This window comes from Streptomyces sp. NPDC048718, from assembly GCF_043198875.1.
Classification (GTDB): Bacteria; Actinomycetota; Actinomycetes; order Streptomycetales; family Streptomycetaceae; genus Streptomyces.
Window position 1 is genome coordinate 43,348 of record NZ_JBICVG010000006.1, and the last position, 21,440, is coordinate 64,787.

At 73.7% G+C, this 21,440-nt stretch carries 17 protein-coding genes; 11 read left to right on the plus strand and 6 right to left on the minus strand.

Features of this window, described 5'->3' with window-relative positions; translation table 11 throughout:
- Positions 1 to 163 precede the first annotated feature (163 nt).
- The 3 genes from ACGFRB_RS13005 (at position 164) to ACGFRB_RS13015 (ending at position 2,768) form a co-directional block, all read left to right on the plus strand.
- Positions 164 to 766 carry a DUF5998 family protein gene (locus ACGFRB_RS13005; RefSeq protein WP_361223792.1) on the plus strand — a complete coding sequence of 201 codons (603 nt, stop codon included), beginning with the start codon at positions 164 to 166 and terminating at the stop codon, positions 764 to 766.
- The gene (locus tag ACGFRB_RS13010; protein ID WP_393242597.1) at positions 766 to 1,974 is read left to right on the plus strand and encodes an alkaline phosphatase family protein; all 1,209 of its coding nucleotides are present in this window, start codon (positions 766 to 768) and stop codon (positions 1,972 to 1,974) included. The genes ACGFRB_RS13005 and ACGFRB_RS13010 overlap by 1 nt, the downstream gene beginning before the upstream one ends.
- 143 nt (positions 1,975 to 2,117) lie before the next feature.
- Positions 2,118 to 2,768: a thymidine kinase gene (locus ACGFRB_RS13015; protein WP_393242599.1), complete on the plus strand. Its 651-nt coding sequence runs from the start codon at positions 2,118 to 2,120 to the stop codon at positions 2,766 to 2,768.
- A gap of 94 nt (positions 2,769 to 2,862) precedes the next feature.
- On the opposite strand, the gene ACGFRB_RS13020 is transcribed toward ACGFRB_RS13015, so the two are convergent.
- Positions 2,863 to 3,789, minus strand: a complete 927-nt coding sequence (locus tag ACGFRB_RS13020; RefSeq protein ID WP_393242601.1) for a LysR family transcriptional regulator — start codon at positions 3,787 to 3,789, stop codon at positions 2,863 to 2,865.
- Between the two features lie 166 nt (positions 3,790 to 3,955).
- Here ACGFRB_RS13020 and ACGFRB_RS13025 point away from each other — a divergent pair, with 166 nt between their 5' ends.
- The 4 genes from ACGFRB_RS13025 to ACGFRB_RS13040 all read left to right on the plus strand — a co-directional run bounded on the left by ACGFRB_RS13025 (position 3,956) and on the right by ACGFRB_RS13040 (position 10,794).
- Positions 3,956 to 5,182, plus strand: a complete 1,227-nt coding sequence (locus ACGFRB_RS13025; RefSeq protein ID WP_393242603.1) for an MFS transporter — start codon at positions 3,956 to 3,958, stop codon at positions 5,180 to 5,182.
- Positions 5,183 to 5,674: 492 nt separating this feature from the next.
- Positions 5,675 to 8,326, plus strand: a complete 2,652-nt coding sequence (locus tag ACGFRB_RS13030) for a YfhO family protein (RefSeq protein ID WP_393242605.1) — start codon at positions 5,675 to 5,677, stop codon at positions 8,324 to 8,326.
- A 113-nt stretch (positions 8,327 to 8,439) separates the two neighbouring features.
- Positions 8,440 to 9,405, plus strand: a complete 966-nt coding sequence (locus ACGFRB_RS13035; RefSeq protein WP_363009603.1) for a glycosyltransferase family 2 protein — start codon at positions 8,440 to 8,442, stop codon at positions 9,403 to 9,405.
- A gap of 138 nt (positions 9,406 to 9,543) precedes the next feature.
- The gene (locus tag ACGFRB_RS13040) at positions 9,544 to 10,794 is read left to right on the plus strand and encodes a polysialyltransferase family glycosyltransferase (RefSeq protein ID WP_393242607.1); all 1,251 of its coding nucleotides are present in this window, start codon (positions 9,544 to 9,546) and stop codon (positions 10,792 to 10,794) included.
- A gap of 121 nt (positions 10,795 to 10,915) precedes the next feature.
- On the opposite strand, the gene ACGFRB_RS13045 is transcribed toward ACGFRB_RS13040, so the two are convergent.
- Entirely contained in the window at positions 10,916 to 11,713 is a 798-nt protein-coding gene (locus ACGFRB_RS13045; protein WP_393242609.1) for a VOC family protein, read from the minus strand.
- Between the two features lie 390 nt (positions 11,714 to 12,103).
- Here ACGFRB_RS13045 and ACGFRB_RS13050 point away from each other — a divergent pair, with 390 nt between their 5' ends.
- Entirely contained in the window at positions 12,104 to 12,931 is an 828-nt protein-coding gene (locus tag ACGFRB_RS13050) for a sulfurtransferase (protein ID WP_393242611.1), read from the plus strand.
- A 244-nt stretch (positions 12,932 to 13,175) separates the two neighbouring features.
- Here ACGFRB_RS13050 and sepH read toward each other — a convergent pair whose 3' ends face one another.
- Complete coding sequence (gene sepH, locus ACGFRB_RS13055) at positions 13,176 to 14,237, minus strand: septation protein SepH (protein WP_393242613.1); 1,062 nt, start codon at positions 14,235 to 14,237, stop codon at positions 13,176 to 13,178.
- Between the two features lie 434 nt (positions 14,238 to 14,671).
- Between sepH and ACGFRB_RS13060 the strand changes: the two genes are divergently transcribed.
- The gene (locus ACGFRB_RS13060; protein ID WP_393242615.1) at positions 14,672 to 15,715 is read left to right on the plus strand and encodes a hypothetical protein; all 1,044 of its coding nucleotides are present in this window, start codon (positions 14,672 to 14,674) and stop codon (positions 15,713 to 15,715) included.
- A gap of 49 nt (positions 15,716 to 15,764) precedes the next feature.
- Here the strand turns inward: ACGFRB_RS13060 and ACGFRB_RS13065 are convergent, their stop codons facing one another.
- Together ACGFRB_RS13065 and ACGFRB_RS13070 are read right to left on the minus strand one after the other, a co-directional pair.
- Entirely contained in the window at positions 15,765 to 17,006 is a 1,242-nt protein-coding gene (locus ACGFRB_RS13065; RefSeq protein ID WP_393242617.1) for a D-arabinono-1,4-lactone oxidase, read from the minus strand.
- Between the two features lie 37 nt (positions 17,007 to 17,043).
- Positions 17,044 to 18,402, minus strand: a complete 1,359-nt coding sequence (locus tag ACGFRB_RS13070; RefSeq protein WP_393242619.1) for an MFS transporter — start codon at positions 18,400 to 18,402, stop codon at positions 17,044 to 17,046.
- Positions 18,403 to 18,645: 243 nt separating this feature from the next.
- On the opposite strand from ACGFRB_RS13070, the gene ACGFRB_RS13075 reads away from it, so the two are divergent.
- Both ACGFRB_RS13075 and ACGFRB_RS13080 read left to right on the plus strand, forming a co-directional pair.
- Complete coding sequence (locus tag ACGFRB_RS13075) at positions 18,646 to 19,773, plus strand: ferrochelatase (RefSeq protein ID WP_393242621.1); 1,128 nt, start codon at positions 18,646 to 18,648, stop codon at positions 19,771 to 19,773.
- Between the two features lie 124 nt (positions 19,774 to 19,897).
- On the plus strand, positions 19,898 to 20,698 hold the full coding sequence (locus tag ACGFRB_RS13080; RefSeq protein WP_393242623.1) for an inositol monophosphatase family protein: 801 nt from the start codon (positions 19,898 to 19,900) through the stop codon (positions 20,696 to 20,698).
- 241 nt (positions 20,699 to 20,939) lie between these two features.
- Here the strand turns inward: ACGFRB_RS13080 and ACGFRB_RS13085 are convergent, their stop codons facing one another.
- Complete coding sequence (locus ACGFRB_RS13085) at positions 20,940 to 21,113, minus strand: hypothetical protein (RefSeq protein WP_363009583.1); 174 nt, start codon at positions 21,111 to 21,113, stop codon at positions 20,940 to 20,942.
- Between the last annotated feature and the right edge of the window lie 327 nt (positions 21,114 to 21,440).

A 21,440-nucleotide genomic window follows, 5' to 3' on the forward strand; every position in this document is an offset into this window, starting at 1 on the left:
TGACGTGGTCCTGATCCGGCGTGCGATCCGGCGCGTGCGCGCCCGACCGAGCCCGGTATGCCCCCACACGCCCGGCGGGGAGTCGGATGTCACAGCCCTCGCGCCGCCGAACGGCCCCGGCCGCCCGTTCGGCGGGCCAAGCCGTCCTTGCCCACGGATTAGGATGGAGTCCATGGCGAAGACCGGTACGACGACTCAGGGGCTGCGCACGGCGATCGAGCGCAGCGGCTATTACCCGGCCCTCGTGGCCGAGGCGGTGGAGTCCGCCGTTGGCGGCGAGGCCGTCAAGTCGTACGTGGTGCATCAGGAGACCACGTTCGACGCGAACGAGGTCCGGCGGCACGTCACCGTGCTGGTCCTGACGGCGAACCGCTTCATCGTCAGCCACACCGACGAGCAGGCCGCCGACAGCGGCTCCCCGACGCCGTACGCCACGACGTCCACCGAGTCCCTCAACCTGGACCGGATCTCCTCGGTCGTCGTCAGCCGCATGGTCGCCAACCCCGAGTCGTACACCCCGGGCACCCTGCCCCGCGAGGTCGTGCTCACCATCGGCTGGGGCGCCGTCTCCCGGATCGACCTGGAGCCGGCCGCCTGCGGCGACCCCAACTGCGACGCCGACCACGGCTACACCGGCAACGCCACCGCCGACGACCTCAGCCTCCGGGTCAGCGACGCGGGCGACGGCCCGGACACCGTCCGGCAGACGCTCGCCTTCGCCCAGGCCCTCTCCGAGGCCACCGCGTCGACCTCCACCGCCCGCTGATGGCCCAGCCCACCGCCATCGCCCAGGGCTGGCCGGACGACCCGATCCCGCTCGACCCCGCCACCGCGCCGCTGCCCGAGTACGGCAGCGGCTCCCTCGCCGACCTGCTGCCCACGCTCGTGGCCGGGCAGGGCGTAGCCGGCTTCGAGTCGCGGATCGCCGAGCTGGCGCCCGCCGACCGGGTCTGTGTCTTCCTGGTCGACGGGCTCGGCTGGGAACAGGTCAAGGCCCACCCCGACGAGGCCCCCTTCCTCACCTCGCTGCTCGCCGGCTCGCGCGGCGGCACCGGGCGCCCCCTCACCGCCGGCTTCCCCGCCACCACCGCGACCTCGCTCGCCTCGGTGGGCACCGGCCTGCACCCCGGCGCCCACGGTCTGCCCGGTTACACGGTGCGCGACCCGGGCACCGGCGGGCTGATGAACCAGCTCCGCTGGAAGCCCTGGACCCCGCCGCGGGTCTGGCAGCCGTACCCCACCGTCTTCCAGCTCGCCCACGAGGCCGGGATCCACACCGCCCAGGTCTCCTCGCCGATCTTCTCGGACACCCCGCTCACCAAGATCGCGCTGAGCGGCGGCAGCTTCCACGGACGGCTGTCCGGCGAGGAGCGCGTGGACTTCGCCGCCGAGCAGCTCGCCGCCGGCGACCGCTCGCTGGTCTACACGTACTACAGCGAACTCGACGGGGCCGGGCACCGCTTCGGTGTCTCCTCGGACGCCTGGCGCGGCCAGCTGATGTTCGTCGACCGGCTCGCCCAGCGGCTGGCCGAGCAGCTGCCGCCCCGCGCGGCGCTGTACGTGACCGCCGACCACGGCATGGTCGACATCCCCTTCGACGAGGACCACCGGATCGACTTCGACGAGGACTGGGAGCTGCGCGCCGGCGTCGCCCTGCTCGGCGGCGAGGGCCGCGCCCGGCACGTCTACGCGGTCCCCGGGGCCGAGGCCGACGTTCTCACCTGCTGGCGCGAGGTCATCGGCGACCGCTTCTGGGTGGCGAGCCGCGACGAGGCCATCGCACTCGGCTGGTTCGGCGAGCACGTGGACGAGCGGGTGTACGGCCGGATCGGCGATGTCGTCGCCGCGGCCGCGGACGGCGACATCGCCATCACCGCGTCCCTCAACGAGCCGAACGAGTCCGCGATGACGGGCATGCACGGGTCCATGACGCCGATGGAGCAGTTGGTTCCGCTCCTCGAAGTACGTACCTGAGAGGTGCGGGGCTTCCGTTTCACGTGTGCCCCGCGCCCTCCCGCCGCTCCGCCTGCTGCCCGCTGTTCTGTCCGTTCGCCGTCCACCGTTTCGCCGCTCTGCCGTTCCGCAGCTTTCCGATCCTGAAAGGTCCCCGTCCTTCCATGTCCGAATTGGTATTTTTCTCCGGCACCATGGATTGCGGGAAGAGTACTCTGGCGCTCCAGATCGGGCACAACCGGTCGGCCCGCGGGCTCCAGGGCGTGATCTTCACGCGCGACGACCGCGCGGGCGAGGGGAAGTTGTCGTCCCGGCTGGGTCTGGTGACGGAGGCCGTCGAGGCGTCCGAGGGCATGGATCTGTACGCGTACCTGGTCACCGAACTCTCCAAGGGCGGCCGGGCGGACTACGTGATCGTGGACGAGGCCCAGTTCCTGGCGCCGGAGCAGATCGACCAGTTGGCCCGGATCGTGGACGACCTCGACATGGACGTCTTCGCCTTCGGCATCACCACGGACTTCCGCACCAAGCTCTTTCCCGGCTCGCAGCGGCTGATCGAGCTGGCGGACCGGATCGAACAGCTCCAGGTCGAGGCCCTGTGCTGGTGCGGCGCCCGCGCCACGCACAACGCCCGCACGGTGAGCGGCGAGATGGTCGTGGAAGGTGCCCAGGTGGTCGTCGGCGACGTGAACCGGCCGGCGGAGGAGATCGGCTACGAGGTCCTCTGCCGCCGGCACCACCGCCGCCGGGTGACGAGCGCCACGGCCCGCGCGGGCGCTCTCTCCCCGGACGTCCTGCCTGTCAACCACGCCTGACATTCGGGGAGTTCCGCCGCCGTGCCGCCGACGCGAGGTCGGGGGTGCGGCGTTTTCCTTTGACGAGTCCGTCCGGCGAAGAAGTGATCCCTCGTCAGCGAGTCGAATGATCGGGCGGCGTCTCGGCCAGGGACTGGGCGAGGGCCTCGGCGAAGGCCCGCGCGCTCTGAGTGGTGTTCGCGCGGGGGAGGATCAGGCCGAGGCGGGAGTCGGGGAGGCCCTCGACCGGGACGTAGGCGAGGGAGGCGTGGTGGGCGTGGTACCCGGCCGTCGAGCGGCAGAGCAGCAGTGCTCCCCGGTCCGCCGCCGCGAGCGAGAGGGCCTCCTGAAGGGTGTTGACGGTGGGGCCGGGCGGGATCGGACGGCCGGCCGGGGTCTCGCGCGGGGCCTGCGCCAGGCGCCAGTACGCGGGCGCGGTGTCGTGGACGCCGATCAGCCGTAGTTCCGCCAGTTCCTCCGCCGAGACCGACTCCCGCGCCGCGAGGGGGTGCCGGGCGGAGATCGCCAGGGTCTGCGGCTGTCGCGAGAACACCGGCCCGAGGGCCAAGTCGTCCTCCGCCACCGGCAGGAGCACCACCGCGCAGTCCACCTCCTCGCGCCGCACCGGCCCGAACGGATCGGACAGCGCGATCTCCACCACCTCCGTCGCGCACTGCGGATGGCGTTCCTCGAACCAGGCGATGGCCCGGGCCAGATGGCCGTCCACCGTTCCCTGGAAGCCGATCCGCAGCACCCCGCCGATGCTCCGGGCCGCCGCCCGGGCCTCGTCGACCGTCGCGCGCAGCGACTCGTACGCCGGACGCAGCGCGGACAGGAACGACGCACCGAGCGGGGTCAGACTCACCCGGCGGCTCGTCCGCTCCACCAAGGGGGCGCCGATCCGGCCCTCCAGCGACCGGAGCAGCTGGCTGACCCGGCTCTGGGACACGTACAGCCGCTCACCCGCCCGGCCGAAGTGCAACTCCTCGGCGAGGACGAGGAAGGCCTCCAGCTCGCGGATGTGCAGACTGCCCGTGCTCATGCCGTTCCCCCGATCCCCTTCTCTTCGTGTCGGCTTCGGGTTCAACCCCAGTGCCCGGAAGCCCGGTTCGGGCGGTGGGCCGGGCAGACCGATCGATGAGCCCGGCTCATCGAAGCATGAGGGATTGGCCGTTGTTCCGGCAGGTCGCGGCGGATTGGCTGAACTCATGGCACAGACAGAGCAATCCACCGAGATCGCCACCCCTGCCGGCGCCGTCACCGCGAGCGTCGCGAGTCCCCGAGGTGACGGCCGGCCAGCCGTCGTCGCCGTCGCCGGTGCGACGTTCACCGTGGTCACGTCCGAGATGCTGCCGGTGGGACTGCTGACGCCCCTCGCCCGGGATCTGCGGGTGACGGAGGGGACGGCCGGTCTGACCCTGACCCTCACGGGCCTGGTCGCCGCGGTGTCCGCGCCGCTGCTCACCCCGGCGCTCGCCCGCTTCGCCCGTCGCCCGGTGCTGTGCGCCCTGATGGCGGTGCTGAGCGCCGGCAACCTGCTGGCCGCCTGGTCCCCGCACTTCGCGGTCATGCTGCTCGCCCGGGTCCTGGTCGGCGTCGGCATGGGCGGGGTCTGGGCCCTGGCGGCCGGTCTCGCCGTACGGCTGGTCCCGGGGCGATCCGTCGGCCCGGCCACCTCGCTGATCTTCAGCGGGATCGCGGTGGCCTCGGTGCTCGGCGTTCCGGCCGGCACCTACGTCGGCGAACTCGCCGGCTGGCGTACGTCGTTCGTCGTCGCCGCAGGACTCGCCCTGGTGGTACTCGCGGCCCTGGCGGCGCTGTTGCCGAGGCTGCCCGCCGAGCGGGGCATCCGGCTCGGCGGCGTGCTGCGGCTCGCCGGCGAGCCGAGGGTGGCGACCGGGCTCGGCGTGGTGGCGCTCCTGGTCACCGGCCACTTCGCCGCCTACACCTACGTACGGCCGGTCCTCGAAGAGCTTTCGGGCGCGAGCGCGACCAGGATCGGCACACTGCTGCTGGTGTACGGCGTCGCGGGCGTGGCCGGCAACTTCCTCTCGGGCGCCGTCGCTTCGCGTTCCCCGCGCGGTGCGCTCCTGGCGATCTGTCCGGTGCTGGCCGCGACGGTCTGCCTGATGCCGGCGGTCGGCGGGTCGGCCGTCACGGCGGCGGTCCTGCTCGCGGTCTGGGGACTTTCGTACGGCGGAGTCTCCGTCGCCACCCAGAGCTGGCTGCTCGCGGCGGCCCCCGAGGCGCGCGAGGCCGCGTCCGCGCTGTTCGTCGGCGTGTTCAACGGATCGATCGCGCTGGGCGCGTTCGCCGGTGGCCGCGCGGCGGACGGGTTCGGCGTCGGGGCCGTCATGTATCTGGGTGCGGTCCTCGCCGCCGGGGCCCTGGCGGTGACAGCCCTGGGCCGCGCACCCGCCGGCGACACCCGGTGATCTGCCGCCCGCCGGCCGGAGGGTGATCGGGCGGGCTCATAGGGCGGCGGTCGGACGGTGATCGGACGGCGGTCGGGATACGGCTCGCTCGGGCACCGGCCGTCCGGCCACCGCCCGAGCCGGCCGGGGCGGCGGTGCCGGGCACCGGCTGTTCACCTGCGGTGTGCCCGGAGACCTCCTGCCGATCGGCCGGCGGTCGCCCTGCTCGGGGGTAATGCGTTTCTACGACGATCAGATTGCGTGCCGAGCGGCGCCCCGCAGTCCGGCATACCGAGCCGAGCCGTGCCGTCCGCCGAGCCGCGCCGGTCACCAGGAGGACGTGTGCCACCCGCAGCCGAGTCCCAGGCCGAGGCTGATTCCCGGGCACCCCGGGCACCCGGGACACACGGGACGTCCCAGCCGTCCGGGCCTTCAAGGACGCACGGTTCGCCGAAGCCGTCCCGGTCCCGGCCCCGGCTCCGGGCGGCGGCCGGCGCGGCGCTGTTCACCGGAGTGCTCTTCTGCCTGGCCGGACGGCTCGCCGGCAGCTATCCGTTCGGCACCCGCACCCGCAACATCGTCGACTTGGGCCAGCAGTATCTGCCGTTCCACGCCTACTGGCGCGAGCTTCTCCTCGGCCGGACCCACGGCGACCTGTTCCTGAACTGGGCGTCGGGGTTCGGCACCAACTTCCTGGGCGACTTCGGCACGTACCTCGGCAGCCCCTTCGACCTGCTCGTCGTCCTCTTCCCGGCCGACCGCCCCGAACTCGCCCTGTACACCGTCACCGCGCTCAAGATCGTCACGGCGGGCGCGGTCATGGCGGTCCTGCTGCTCACCCTGCGGCGCGGCCCGTGGCCGGTCGCCGCGATCCTCGGCACCGCGTACGCGCTGTCCAGCTGGACCTTCAACTACGGCGCCACCGTGCCGATGTGGCTCGACGGGCTCGTCGCCTTCCCGCTGCTGTGCCTGGCGGGGGAGTGGGCACGCCGGGGGCGCCGTCCGCTCCTCGGGCCGCTGGTCGTCGCGCTCGCGTGGTTCGCCAACTTCTACACCGCGTACATGGCCACGATCGGCGCCGCCGTCGTCCTCCTCGTCCGGCTGCTCACGGCCGACGACACCGACCGCGATCTCCGCCCCGGCACCCGGCCGGAAGGCTTCCCGGACCCTTCACCCTCCGCAGCCGCCGGCGTCGTTCCCCCGCGCCCCAGCCCGCGCCCGAGCCCCCGCCCCCGCCACGGGCTCACCGCGCTGCTGCGCGCCACCCGCACCGTCGCCCTCGGCATCGGGCTCGCCGCCCCGCTCGTCGTCGTCATCTTCCTCGGCACCAAGGCCGCCGCCCCGACCCCGCCGACCCCCTTCGCCGCGGCCGCCTGGGCCGATGTCGCCGCCCGCTTCCTGCCGGCCACGGCGAGCGTGGCCACGCCGGCCCTGTTCATCGGCACACCCGCTCTGGCGCTCGCCCTCACGCTGCCCTTCAACGGCACGGTCGCCGGTCGCGTCCGGGCCGGCTGGATCACGGCGATCGCGCTGGTCACCCTCTCCCTCCAATGGGAGCCGACGCACCTGCTCTGGCACGCGGGCACCTCGCCGAACGGCATTCCGTACCGTCAGACCTTCGTCCTGTGCGGGCTGCTGCTGATGGCCGCCTGGCTGTCCGTGGCCGGCGGCGTACCCCGGACGCGCGCGCTGCTCGGCGGCGCCGGCGCGCTCGGCCTCCTCGCGTGGGCCGCCGCGGGCACCGTCGACATCGACCGCTGGACCTACCCGGCCGCCGCCGGCGCCGCACTCCTCGGCACGCTCGCCGCCGCGGCCGCCCTGCTCGCCCGGGCCCGCCGCCCCGCCGGCCGGCTGCTGTCCGTCGTGGCCGTCGTCCTGCTGCTCGCCGCGCAGGCGGGGGAGGCCCTGGTCACCGGCAAGCGCATCGAGGAGCAGCAGCTGAGCGAGGTCTCCTGGGCGCCCCGGGTCGGGCCCTGGCACACCGACATGGCGCGCGCCGTCGCCCGGAAGGACGACTGGCCCCGCCATCGCACCGACCCCGGCGAAGTCCCGGGCGGCAACGACGTCCTGCTGGTCGGCGGCGAAGGCGCCGACTACTACAGCAGCCTCACCTCCGATACGTACGCGCGCACCCTCGCCGGTCTCGGCTTCGGCTCCTACGCCAAGGGCCGCCACCCGGTGAGCCTCGACAACCCCGTCACCGACGCGATCTTCTCCATCGGCACCCGGATGCGCTCCACGCCCGAGGGCCCGCTCGCGCTCGACCGGCTGCCCAAGGCCGCGATCACCGTCACCGACACCCCCGTACCGCCGCTCGTCACCGTCCACCCGAGCGCCCCGGTCCCGCCCCCGGGACTGAGAGCAGGCGGAAGTGTGGACTCCGCCTTCGCCCGCCAGGAGCGGATGCTCGGGCGCACGGTGTACGAGGTGCCGGCCGCCCCACGCCGTACCGTTATCCCTGGCCGCTCCGCCGCCACCGCCACCGCCACCGCCGCCCCGACCACCGCCCTCGCCGCGAGCTGCCCGGCCGGCTCGGAGGTCTGGTTCTGGGCCCCCGAGTTCCAGGGCACGGCCACACTCGCGGGCGGCGGCGGGCCCGTGCCGTTCGCCGGAAAGCCACCCTCGGTCCTGGCGCCCATGCGGCGGCTCGGCACGGTGCCCGGCTCCACGGCCGTACGGATCGAACTGCGGCCCGAGCCGAAGGCCGGTCCGGCCGGTTCCGTCCCCAAGCTGCCCGCGCGGCCGATCGGTTGTCTGGACCGGCAGCGACTCCAGAGCGCCGTACGCGACCTGACCGCCACCGGCGCCACCGCCGTCCGCGCGACCGGCCACACCCTCACCGCCGACCTGCCCGCGGGCAGCACCGGCACGGCGGTCCTCGCCGTCCCCCGTATCCGCGGCTGGCGCTGCGCCGCCGGCGACGTGCCCCTGAAGCCCGCGCACAGCCGCCTCGGCCTTCTCGCCGTTCCCCTCGACGGCCGGGCCACCTTTGTGACCTGCTCCTTCCGCCCACCCGGCATGAAACTCGGCGGCGCCGTCGGCGCGGTGGCCCTCCTCGGCCTCCTCGCCACCGCCCTGCTCCACCGCCGAAGGCGTCCGAGTGACCAGAGCGTCCCAAGCACCCCGAGCACCCCGAGCGCCCCAAGCCGCCCACCCACCACATGACGGGAGTTCACCGCCCGCGCGCGTCCGTCCCGTCCGACGGAGCGAACCCCTGCCCCCGTCCGCCCGCCCCGTCTGCCCGACCCCCGTACCGATCCACGAGTTGGTGAGTCAGAGTGCCGAAACTGTCCGTCGTCGTGCCCTTCCACAATGTCGGGCCCTACGCCCCCGACACCCTGCGCAGTCTCGCCGACAACGCGGACGACGACACCGAGTTCCTGCTGATCGACGATCACTCCACCGACGAGACGCCGGACCTCCTCGACCGCTGGAAGAGCCGTATCCCCCAGGCCACCGTCATCCGCCACGCGACCAACCTCGGCGTCGCCCAGGCGCGCAACACCGGCATCGACGCGGCCACCGGCGACTACCTCACCTTCCTCGACGGCGACGACTGGTACGCCCCCGGCCACTTGCGCGCCATGGTGACCGGAATCCACCGACTGGGCTGCGAGTTCGCCCGCACCGACCATGTCCTGGCGACCGGCCGCGACCGACGGATCCGCTACGCGCCTGCGAAGGAACGCGACACCGTCATGGACCCCCGGGACGGCATCGCGCCGTCCTCGATGGTGACGATGGTGGACTATCCGTTCGTGCCGTTCGGCGTCTACCGCGCCTCGCTCTTCCGGAACGGGGCGGGACGCTTCGAGACGGCGCTGCGCACCGCCGAGGACCGGCTCTGGATCTGGCGCCTCCACCTCGCCGCCACCAGCTACGCGGCGCTCTCCCTGCACGGCGTCTTCTACCGGCGCGGTGTCACCACCTCGCTCACCCAGATCTCCGACCACCGCCAGCTGGACTTCATCCCGTCCTACGACCTGCTGATCGACGAGGTCTCCCGGGACCGCGAGGCCGACCGCTTCCTGCCCAAGGCCGTCCGCACGTACTGCGCGATGATCGCCTTCCACCTGGCGAAGGCCGACCAGTACGAGGCCGCCGTGGGCAAGCGGCTGCGCCGCGATGTCACCGACGCGCTGCGCCGGATGCCGCAGACGGTCCTCGACGAGACCCTCGCGACCATGGACACCACCCGCAGCGCCCTCCTGAGGAGCCTGCGCGACACCGGAAAGGCCGCCTGACCCATGGCCCCCACCACCCGGCCCGGCTCCTCCAGGCCTGATTCCCCCCGGCCCGGCTCCGCCAAGACCGACTCCCCCCAACACGAGGCTCCCCGCCGCGCATCACCCGCCGATCCCCGCCGCGTCCAGATTTTCCAGGTGTCCACCCTCTACGGCGCCGCCACCGTGGCCGCCGCCCTCGACGCCGGGCTGTTCGGCGCCCCCGGCGAGGCCCGCCGCCTGCTGCTCGTCTCGAACAACGCCGAGATCCCCGAGACGGCCGTCCGCCTGGAGACGATGACCGGCTACGAGCGGATCGCGACCCGCTTCGACGAGGTCCTCGACTGGAACGAGACCATCCGCCCGCACCACCCCGGCACCTGGTCGCCCCGCCCCGAGGAGGCCCCGCTCTGGCAGCGGGTGCTGCGTACGGCCTGGGACCTCGCCGCCGCTCCGGTCGAGCTGGTCGTCGAGTCCATCCAGGTCAATCCGGCCCGGGCGCTCGCCACCGTGTTCGCCGAGAGCCCGGTCCACGTCTACGCCGACGGCCTGATGAGCTACGGCCCGACCCGCGACGAGCTGTCCCACTCGATCGCCTGCCGCCTCCGCCGGGTGCTCCACCTGGACCTCGTACCGGGCCTGGTGCCGCTGCTCCTCACCGAGTACGGCGTCGGCGCCGAACTGGTCCCCGACGACGCCTTCCGCGCCGTGCTGCGCGAGATCGCGGCGGCGTCGGAGGACTCGGCGGAGAACGCCGCCCTCACCGCCGCGGTCGCCACCGCGCCCACCGCGCTGCTCCTCGGCCAGTACCTCGCCGCCCTCGGCATCCTCACCGCCGAGGAAGAGGAGGATCTGCACGTACGGATGGTGCGCGGCGCGGCCGCGGCCGGGCACCGCTCGATCGTCTTCAAGCCGCACCCCACGGCACCGGCGAGCCAGACGGCGGCCCTGTACGAGGAGGCCGACCGCGCGGGCGTCACCCTCACCGTCCTGGACGGTCCGCTGCTCGCCGAGACCTTCTACGCCCGCTGCCGGCCCCGTCTCGTCGTCGGCTGCTTCTCCACGGCGATGATCACCGCCGCCGTGTACTTCGGCGTGCCCATCGCGCGCGTGGGCACCGGCACGGTGCTCGCCCGGCTCACCCCGTACGAGAACAGCAACCGCGTCCCGCTGACGATCGTCGACCATCTGGTGACCGATCTGGAGAGCGGCACGGAGCCCACCGTCCCGGACGGTGCGGCCGCGAGCCTCGCGCCGCTGTTGCGCGCCGTGGGCTACTGCATGCGCCCGGTCACGCATCCGGGGCTGCGCCCCGAGGCCGTCCGTTACGTGGCCGGGCACCCCGGCGAGCCGCACTTCCCGTCCGAACGGCTCGCCGAACTCGCCCTGCCCCTCCCGGCCCGCACCTGAGGGAGACGGGAGGAGAAAGAAGCGCGGGGACGGCAGACCGGCAGGAGCGGACGCGGGGACAACCGGCCGGAAGAGCGAGCGGGGACCCGGAGGCCCCGGAGGCCCCGGTGGACCGGCCGGGTCAGAGCACTCGCGGCGGGTCCGCCTCCCCGTCCTCCGCCTGCACGAGGGTGAAGACCGCTCCCTCGGGGTCGGCCACCAGGACCGGCCGCCCCGCCGTGCCCTCGCGCGGCGGGCGCAGCACCTGCCCGCCCAGTTCGGCGACCAGCCGGGCCGCCGCGTCCACGTCGCCGACCTCGAAGTACGTCATCCAGTGCGCGCCCCGGTCCCGGGGCAGCCCCGTGCCCACCCCGTGCAGGGCGGCGACGGGCCGGCCGTCGAGGCGCAGGGTCACGTAGTCGTGGCCGGCGGAGACGAGGGGTTCGGCCTCGTAGGCGAAGACGGACCGGTAGAACTTGGCGACCGAGCCCGTCTCGTACGTCAGCAGCTCGTTCCAGACCGGTGTTCCGGCCGGTCCGGCCTTCGCCGTGCCGAGATGCGCCTTCGCCTGCCACAGGCCGAAGACGGCGCCCGCCGGGTCCGCGCAGATCGCCATCCGCCCGGCGTCGCCCGCCTCCAGCGGGCCGACCGCCACCGTGCCGCCGCAGCAGCGGATGGTCTCCGCCGACTCGCCCGCGTCGTCCGTGGCCAGATAGGTGGTCCAGGCGACGGGCAGATGCCGGTCCGGCGGCAGCTGACCGATCCCGGCGACCTCCCGTCCGTCGAGCAGCGCGCGCACGTACGGGCCGAGCTGCTGGGGGCCCGGCTCGAATTCCCAGCCGAACAGCGTGGCGTAGAACTCCTGCGTCGCGTCAAGTCCATGCACCATCAAACTCACCCAACAGGGTGTGCCGGGTGTCCGCCGAGTCGCCTCGGTCATCGTCACTCTCTCCTCGCCAGTGGCCGTACGAGGTGAATTCCGGCGGGCCGTACGGGGCCGCGCCGCGGCGGGCCTTTGCCCGCCGTCCGCCCGTCCTACACCTGCGACCGTTCCCGGGTGTCCCGTCGGGCACCCTTCGTGTCCCGCGCCGATCGTCGCACCACGCGGCACACGGCGCGCTCAGCCCACGCCCCGGCCGGGCGGCGAGTTCGCGCGAACGGCCCGTGGCCCCGGGCCGCGAAGGCCGTACGAGCCTCCGTACGAAGCCCCTGTACGAAGTCTCTGTGCGAAGCGTCTGTACGACGCCCGCGCGTCCCGACGCGGACGCGCGGAATCCCGGAATCCCCAAGGGGCCGTGTTCAGGGCGCGGGCTGCGCGAGGATGGCACCCATGAAGCCCATCATCTCCGTAAGCGAACTCGTGAGCGAGTCGGCCGGGGCGACGCCTCCGGTCCTGCTGGACGTCCGCTGGAGCCTCGGCGGCCCGCCCGGGCGGCCCGAGTACGAGATCGGACATCTGCCCGGAGCCGTCTACGTGGACCTGGACGCCGAGCTGGCGAGCCCGCCCGGCAAGGGCGGCCGGCACCCGCTGCCGGACCCGGACGCCTTCGGCGCCTCGATGCGCCGCGCGGGCGTGTCGGCGCGGACCCCGGTCGTCGTCTACGACGGCGGGCTCGGCTGGGCCGCGGCCCGCGCCTGGTGGCTGCTGCGCTGGGCGGGTCACCCGAACGTGCGGGTCCTCGACGGCGGTCTCGCCGCCTGGACGGGTGAGCTGTCGCGCGACACTCCGGATCCCGCGCCGGGCGACTTCGTACCGGAGCCGGGCGCCCTCGGCCTGCTCGACGCGGACGGCGCGGCGGCCCTGGCCCGGGCGGGTCTGCTCCTGGACGCCCGGGCCGCCGAACGCTACCGGGGCGACGTGGAGCCGATCGACCGGGTCGGCGGCCACATCCCGGGCGCGGTGAGCGCCCCGACGACCGAGAACGTCGGACCGGACGGCCGTTTCCTCCCGGCCGACGTCCTGACGGCGCGGTTCGCCGCACTCGGCGCCACGGAGGCGTCCGAGGTGGCGGTCTACTGCGGCTCGGGCGTCTCCGGCGCCCACGAGGTCCTGGCGCTCGCCGTCGCGGGGATCCCCGCCGCGCTCTACGCCGGTTCCTGGTCCGAATGGTCGGCCGACCCGGCCCGCCCGGTCGCGACGGGCCCGGACCCCGAGTAGCGGACCCTCCCTGTCGCGGTCACGACCACGGTCACGACCGCGACCACGGCCCGCGTGTGGCGATTGACGGCAGGTCACGTACGGCCCAAGGCCCGGGCCGGCGTCCTCCCAGGCCGGGCCGGCCGACGACACCGCACGACAGATCCGCACGACAAAGGGGCCCGCGGCCGTCACCCGGCAGCGGGCCCCTCCGTCACGCGATCATCTGCTCACGCGGACACACGTACGCCGACGTACGCGCGCGTCACTCCTGCTTCTTGCGCCGGGTGCCGAACACGATCTCGTCCCAGCTCGGGACCGCCGCGCGACGGCCGGGCCGCACGCCGTCGGCCTCGGCCTGACGGTCGGTGGTGCCGGTGAGCCGGTCGCGGTGACCCGAGACGGCGCGCGGCATCAGGACGTCGGCGTAGGCCGCGCCCGCTCCGGCGGAGGCGGCGGGCGCCGGCGGCTCCTCGACGTCGGCCTCGGCCTCCTCGGCGGACTCCGAAGTGGCCGGTTCCGGTACGACCATGTCGCCGCGGAAGCTCGGCACGGCCTCCAGGAGGCTGGTCAGCGAGTCGCGTTCCTCCTCCGGCTCGGGAGCCGGGGCGGGCGTGCGCTCCGAGGGGCGGTCGAGCGTGCGGTCCAGCGGCCGGTCCCGGGGCAGCCGGGCGATCCGCGGCACGAACGGGAAGCTCGGCTCCGGCGCGGCGGCCAGGGTGTCGTCGGTCTCGCCGATCAGCGCCCGCGCCTCGTCGTCGACGGCCTGGACGAGCCGCCGCGGCGGCTCGTACGTCCAGCTCGCCGTGTGCACCTCGCCCGCGACCCGGTAGACGAGCAGCACTTCCCATGTGCCGTCGTCCCGTCGCCAGGAGTCCCACCGCACGTTGTCCTTCTCGGCACCGCGCAGGAGCAGCCGCTCCTGTACCGCCTCGCCGAGCTGGGGGCCGGTGTTCTCGCCCGGCCTGCGGACGGGGGTCTTGCGGGCCCGCTCCGCCATGAAGGCGCGTTCCGCGAGGACGGGGCCCTCGAAGCGCCGTACCCGCTCGACGGGGATGCCCGCGAGCTGCGCGACCTCCTCGGCGGAGGCACCGGCACGTATCCGCGCCTGGATGTCACGGGGGCGGAGGTGGCTCTCCACCTCGATCTCGATCTGGCCGAGCCGCGCACGGTCGTTGCGTACGGCGGCGCGCAGCCGCTCGTCGATCGGAAGGGTGTACTCCGTGCTGTCCGCAGCCTTCAGCACCAGTCGTGTGCCGTCGTTCGAGACGGCCACGACACGCAGTTCGGGCATGGGAACCTCCCGGGTGGTGCCTGCCGACGTCACGTGCGTCGCTGCTTCCGCTAGTCGAGTGTGGCCTGCCCGGGTGCAGCCTGCCACAACCCTGCCGATTCGCCCGGCGTGTCGGGCCTGGACCCTGGAACGCCGTATGACACGGTTACCCGTTTCGCGACCCAGGGTGACAGGATGCCACGCCGAGTCACGGGTGTTCGTGCGGTGCCCGCGGCGCCACCGGTTCGAGTGCCACCTTCGGCCCCCTTTCCGTCGTTTCCGGACACCCGCGAGGGGTCCGGACCCAGGGCTCGTCACAGTACTCCATTCGGACCACCGGGGTGGACCGGCGCGCCGCCCGAGTTCTCGGGTGTCACGGGAGTCGAGTTTCGGGGGTTTGGGGCCCTGCGTGTCGCTCTTCACAGAACCGGCAGAAGCGGAACTATTCCCTCCTCCTATTTGTCCCTTCTGGGTGCATGGTCGAACGGATGAACAAGCAGGGGTCGGAGATGCGTGACACGCCGAACACCGGCACGGAGCCCGAGAGTACGGAGAAGGACCAGGGGGAGGGGCGGGAACAGAAGAAGAGGTTCGACCTGAGCGTCCCTCAGGTCGCGGGCAGCGCTTTCGCCGCCGTGCTCGCCGCCAAGCTCGCCTCCACTCTCGGGGTCTACGGGACCATCATCGGCGCGGGCGTGATCAGCGTCGTCGCCACCTGCGGAGGCCCGGTCCTCCAGCACGTCTTCAAGCGCACCGGCGAGCAGATGCGCAGGCCCCGGCCGGCTGCCACCCCGCTTCCGGCCCCGGGCCCGGCGGCAACCCCGACCCTGACCCCGACCGCCACCCCGACTCCGACCCCGACGGCGGTCCTGGTTCCGCCCTCACTTCCGGACCCGGTGGCCACCGCCCCGTACGGGCATATGCCCGACGAGGAGTTCGGGACCCCCACCACGCACGGCACCCGGATGCGCGGCTGGAAGCGTCCCGCGCTCGGCGCCGCCGCCGTCTTCGCCCTCGCGATGGGCGGCATCACCACGTACGAGCTGACCTCCGGTCAGGACCTCGGCGGCACCAAGGGCCGTACGACCTTCGGCTCCGTGGTCCGGGGCGACGGCGGAGCCCGGGACGGTCACGGAAGCGAGAACGGCGGAAACGGCGGAAACGGCGGAAGCGGCGAAAACGGGGAGCCCGGCGGGAGTGGCCAGGGCGACGGCACCGGCCCGCAGGACCAGGGCGGTCAGGGCGGCGCCGGGCAGGACCGGCCGTCCCCGAGCGGCACCGCGGGCACCGGCACCCCCACGCCCGCCCCGGACCGGAATACCGGTACGCCCGCCCCGGGCGACACCACCGGCACCGACACCGGCACCGGCACGGGCACCGGCACTCCCTCGCCCGCCCCGGGCGGCGGCACCACCCCCGGCTCCGGCTCCGACCCCGCGCCCACCGCACCGGCGGAGACGGGTGGCCTCACGCCCCCATCCACGCCGCCGGCCCCGGCATCCGTGAACCCCGAGGTGCCGAACGGAGAGTAAGGGAGAAGCCGTAGGGGACAGGGGGCAGGGGACAGGGATCGCGGGGGCGTCAGTCGCCCAGGACCCGCCGCAGATAGTCGTTGCCGAAGAGGCGGTCCGGGTCGAGACGGTCCCGCAGCGCCGTGAACTCGGCGAAGCGCGGATACAGCTCCGCGAAGGCGGCCGCGTCCCGGGTGTGCACCTTCCCCCAGTGCGGCCGGCCGCCGTACGCGGTCATGAGCCGCTCCACCGCCGTGAAGTACGCGTGGTGCGGCGTCCCCTGATACAGATGCACCGCGATGTAGGCGGTGTCCCGGCCCGAGGCCGTGGACAGGGTGATGTCGTCGGCGGGCGCCGTCCGCACCTCCACCGGGAAGCTCACCTTCAGCGGCGAGCGTTCGATCATCGCCTTCAGCTCGCGCAGCGCCGGCACCACCACCGCGAGCGGCAGCGCGTACTCCATCTCCAGGAAGCGCACCCGGCGGGGCGAGGTGAACACCTTGTAGGGGATGTCGGTGTACGTACGGGCCGAGAGGGCCCGGCTGGACAGGCGGGCCAGCGACGGGATCACCGGCGGCACGGCACGGCCCAGGGAACAGGCGGCCTGGAAGACCCCGTTGGACAGGAACTCGTCCTCGAACCAGCCGGCGAAGCGCCCGACCGGAGCGGCGGGGCCCGCGCTGCGGTTGTTGCGCTTGGTGTTGCAGTTGTCTGTGTGGGGGAACCAGTAGAACTCGAAGTGCTCGTTCTCCGCGTGCAGCGCGTCGAACTCCGCGCTCACCCGATCGAAGGACATGGGTTCCTCGCGGGCGGTGAGCAGGAAGACCGGCTCGACGGCGAAGGTGAGGGCCGTGACCACGCCGAGGGCGCCGAGACCGACCCGGGCGGCGGCGAAGATCTCGGGGTTCTCGCTCTTCGAGCAGGTCGTCAGGCGTCCGTCGGCGGTGACCAGTTCGAGCGCGCGTATCTGCGCGGCGAGAGAGGCCGAGTCGCGGCCGGTGCCGTGGGTGCCGGTGGCGGTGGCCCCGGCCACCGTCTGCTCCATGATGTCGCCCATGTTCGCGAGCGACAGACCCTCCCGGGCCAGCGCCACGTTGAGCCGCTTGAGCGGGGTGCCGGACTCCACGGTCACGGTCATCGACTCGCGGTCGATCCGGCGGATGCCGGTGAGCAGTCCGGGCCGGATCAGGACGCCGTCGGTCTGCGCTATCGACGTGAAGGAGTGGCCGGTGCCGACCGTCTTGACCCGCAGTCCGTCCTCGGCCGCCCGCCGCACGGCGTCGGCGACCTCCTCGGCGCAGGCGGGGCTCACCTCCCGGACGGGCCGGGAGGTGACGTTGCCCGCCCAGTTACGCCACGGGCCGCCCGCCGTCCCGGCGCTCCCCGGCCCCCGCGTGCCCGGCCCGCTCGTCCCGCCCGGACCGCTCGCTCCGTACGGCCTGTCCGCTCTGTCCGTCCTGTCCGTCCTGTCCGTCCTGTCCGTCCTGTCCGTCCCGCTCACCCGGTTGCCCCTCCCGCGTCGGCGTCACCGGCCTGCGCAGCCGGTGGTGGCCCAGAAGCGCCACCACGACCGCGAGCGCGCCCGACACCACGGGCACCACGTACCCCGACTTCGCGCCGGACGCGTCGACCACCCAGCCGGCGGCCGACGAGCCGAGCGCCACACCGACCGCGAGGCCGGTGCCCGTCCAGGTCATGCCCTCGGTCAGCTTGGAACGCGGTACGTGCGCTTCGACGAGGGCCATCGTGGTCACCATCGTCGGTGCGATGGACAGACCCGCGACAAAGAGCGCCACGGCCAGCAACGGCAGGCTCCCGGCCAGTAGGAGGGGGATCATACTCACGGCCATCGCGACGACCCCGACGAGCCAGCGCACCGACGGCTCGCCCTTGAGATGGAGCAGGCCGAAGACCACGCCGGCGGCGCACGAACCCAGCGCGTAGACGGCGAGGACCAGGCTGGCCGCGGCCTTGCTGCCCCGCTCCTCGGCGAAGGCGACGGTCACCACGTCCACGGCGCCGAAGACCGCGCCCGTGGCCACGAAGGCGAGGGTCAGGATCTGCAGTCCCGGCGAGCGCAGCGCGGAGCCGCCGGTGGTCGTGCCGCGCGGGTGGGGCACCGGTTCGGTGGCGGCCTGCGCGGTCAGCCAGAAGACGCCGACGGCGAGGAAGGCGCCCGCGAGCAGCGGGCCGGCCTCGGGGAACCAGGTGGTGGACAGACCGATGGAGATGATCGGGCCGAAGATGAAGCACACCTCGTCGACGATCGACTCCCACGAGTACGCGGTGTGCAGCCGCCGGGCGTCGCCCTGGTAGACGTCCGCCCAGCGGGCCCGGACCATCGAGCCGAGGCTCGGCACACAGCCGACGCACGCCGTGAACACGAACAGCGTCCAGTCCGGCGCCTCGTACTGAACGCAGAGCAGCAGCCCCGCGGCGGCGGCGAGCGCGATCAGCGCCGCCGGGCGCAGGACGCGCCGCTGCCCGTGCCGGTCGACGAGCCGGGAGACCCACGGGCCGAGCGCGGCGGCGGACATGGCGAGCGTGGCGGAGAGCGCGCCGGCCAGCCCGTACCGCCCGGTGACCTGGGAGATCATGGTCACGATGCCGATGCCCATCATGGACAGCGGCATACGCCCGAGGAAGCCGGCGGCGGAGAACGACGCGGTGCCGGGGGCCGCGAAGATCGCGCGATAGGGACTGGGCAAGGTGGACTCCGGGCTCGGGCGGCCAGCCGCGTACGCAAGTGCCGGACCGGTCGCCACGCTGCCCGAGCGGGCCGGGGGCACGCCAGGGGCGCGCGGGGGCATGGCCGGGACACGGGCGGGCGAGTGCGGCCCGGCACCTGTAGTTAACTGCTAAAGCTTACGGTCTTGAAGTCATACGGTCACTCGCTTTTTCCGGCCGGGCCGCGACCCGGGCCGTCGGAGGCGAGTGGCAGGATCGGTGGCATGTCCGACGAGCTCGATCCCGCCCCGTACGACGCCCTGCTGCTGCTCTCCTTCGGTGGCCCCGAGGGCCCGGACGACGTGGTCCCGTTCCTGGAGAACGTGACCCGCGGCCGCGGCATCCCCAAGGAACGGCTGAAGGAGGTGGGCCGGCACTACTTCCTCTTCGACGGCGTCAGCCCCATCAACGCCCAGAACCGCGCCCTGCTCGACGCGCTGCGCGCCGACTTCGCCGCGTCCGGCCTCGATCTGCCGGTCTACTGGGGCAACCGGAACTGGGCGCCGTACCTCACCGACACCCTGCGCGAGATGATCACCGACGGACGGCGCCACATCGCGGTCCTCGCCACCAGCGCGTACGCCTCCTACTCCGGCTGCCGGCAGTACCGCGAGAACCTCGCCGACGCGCTCGCTACGCTGGAAGCGGAAGGCCTGCCGCTGCCCCGCGTCGACAAGCTGCGGCACTACTTCAACCACCCCGGCTTCGTCCGCCCCATGATCGACGGGGTCCTCGCCGCGCTCGACGCCCTCGACCCGGCCGTGCGGGACGGGGCTCACCTCGCCTTCACCACGCACTCCATCCCCGAGTCCGCCGCCGACACCTCCGGCCCGGTCGGCGACCACGGCGACGGCGGCGCCTATGTGAAGCAGCACCTCGACATCGCCCGGCTGATCGCCGACACGGTCCGCGAGGAGACCGGCGTCGACCACCCCTGGAAGCTCGTCTACCAGTCCCGCAGCGGCGCCCCCCACATCCCGTGGCTGGAGCCCGACATCTGCGACCACCTGGAGGAACTCCACGGCGCCGGAGTCCCGGCCGCCGTCATGGTGCCGATCGGCTTCGTCTCGGACCACATGGAGGTCCTGTACGACCTCGACACCGAGGCCACCGCCAAGGCCGACGAGCTGGGGCTGCCGGTACGGCGCTCGGCCACCGTCGGGGCCGACCCCCGGTTCGCCGCCGCCGTGCGCGAGATCGTCCTGGACCGGGCCGCGACCGAACGCGGGCGGCGGGTGACCCCCTGCGCCCTCGGGACGCTCGGGCCGTCCCACGACCTGTGCCCCATCGGCTGCTGCCCGGCCCGGACGGAACGGGCCGCCGCCGCCGGCGCCGACAGCCCGTACGCGTAGGGACCGTCCGGCTTCGATCCGCCGGACGCCCCCAGGGGCCGTCCCGCGGATCGGGCCGGACCCCGCGAGCCCCGAGCACGGCACGATCCGAGAAGACAGACCCTCGGCCCCAAGGAGCCATCCCGTGACCGACCCCCTGCTGTCCGAACTCCTCGACCTGGCCCTGGAGGCCGGGCGCCGGGCCGGAGCGCTGCTGCGCGACGGACGGCCGGACGACCTGACGGTGGCCAGGACCAAGACGAGCGCCATCGACGTGGTCACCGAGATGGACATCGCCGCCGAGAAGCTGATCACCGGCTTCCTCGCCGAGCACCGCCCCGAGGACGGGGTGCTCGGGGAGGAAGGCGCGTCCACCCCCGGCACCAGCGGGATCCGCTGGATCGTCGACCCGCTCGACGGCACCGTGAACTATCTCTACGGCCTGCCGACCTGGGCCGTCTCCATCGCCGCCGAACGGGACGGCGAGACGCTCGTCGGCGTCGTCGAGGTCCCCCTGCGCCGCGAGACCTTCCACGCGGTGCGCGGCGGCGGCGCCTGGCTCGGCGAGCGGCGCCTGGTCGTCCGGCCCTCGCCGGAACTCGGCCAGGCCCTCGTCGCCACCGGCTTCGGCTACCTCCAGGAACGCCGTGCCCACCAGGCGGACGTCGCCCAGCGCCTCATCCCGCTCGTCCGCGACATACGGCGGGCCGGCTCCGCCGCCATCGACCTCTGCGATGTCGCCGCCGGGCGGCTTGACGCCTACTACGAGCGCGGACTGAACCCCTGGGACTACGCGGCGGGCGACCTGATCGCGCGCGAGGCCGGTGCCCTGACGGGCGGCCGGCCGGGCGACCGGCCGTCGGGCGAGCTGACCCTGGCGGCGCCGGAGGGGATCTTCGGCGTGCTCCAGGAGCTGCTGGAAGAGGCCGGCGCCTGGCACGACTGAGCCGCCGCGCCACGCGTGTCCGGCCGGGACAGGCGGGTGGCGCGGGTGGGTGGAGCGGGCGTGTGCCGCCGGGGCCGGGCCCTGGTGCGTCCCCCTCGCCGTACACCCGCTGCCCGCCGTACCCCGCCACCCGCCACTCGCACGAGCGCGGGACGGGGGAGGCCCCTTCCGGAGTCCGGCCGGGCATGACCGAGGCCCCCCTGGAGCCGGTGGCTCGGGGGGCCTCGGTCGGGTCGTCGGGTCAGGCGCGGGGTGCGCCGACCTCCACGCCGTGTTCGGCGGCGAGGCGATGCAGGTCGTCCAGCTCGGCCTGCTCGACGTCCGCGAGGAAGTCGTCGCCCGTCTCACGAGCGTGCGTGAGGTCGGACTGGGTGGTCCTGATGCGGTGCAGCAGTCCTGCGGTGAAAGCGTCCATCGTGCGCCCCCTCGTCGTGGGTCGTTGGCACGGGAGTGCCTCGGGTGGGCGGATCACGCACCGCAGCCTCTGGGGGACAGAGAGTGGCGACTGGGTACCGTCTACGGCGTGATCGCGGGGTTGCAGTCGTCCTCCCCAACCGTTTCCTCAGAGAAACCTCAACCGGGCCGAGAATCAGATGAATTCTCCGAAGCCGTTCGCCAGGGTCCGGCCACCCGCCACGCCACCGCACGCGCCACCCCGGTCACGGGCCCCTCGCTCCCGCCGCCCGTCGCACCCGCCCCGTACCGCCGCTCGCTGCCCCTCAGCACCTCTCCGTACCCCTGC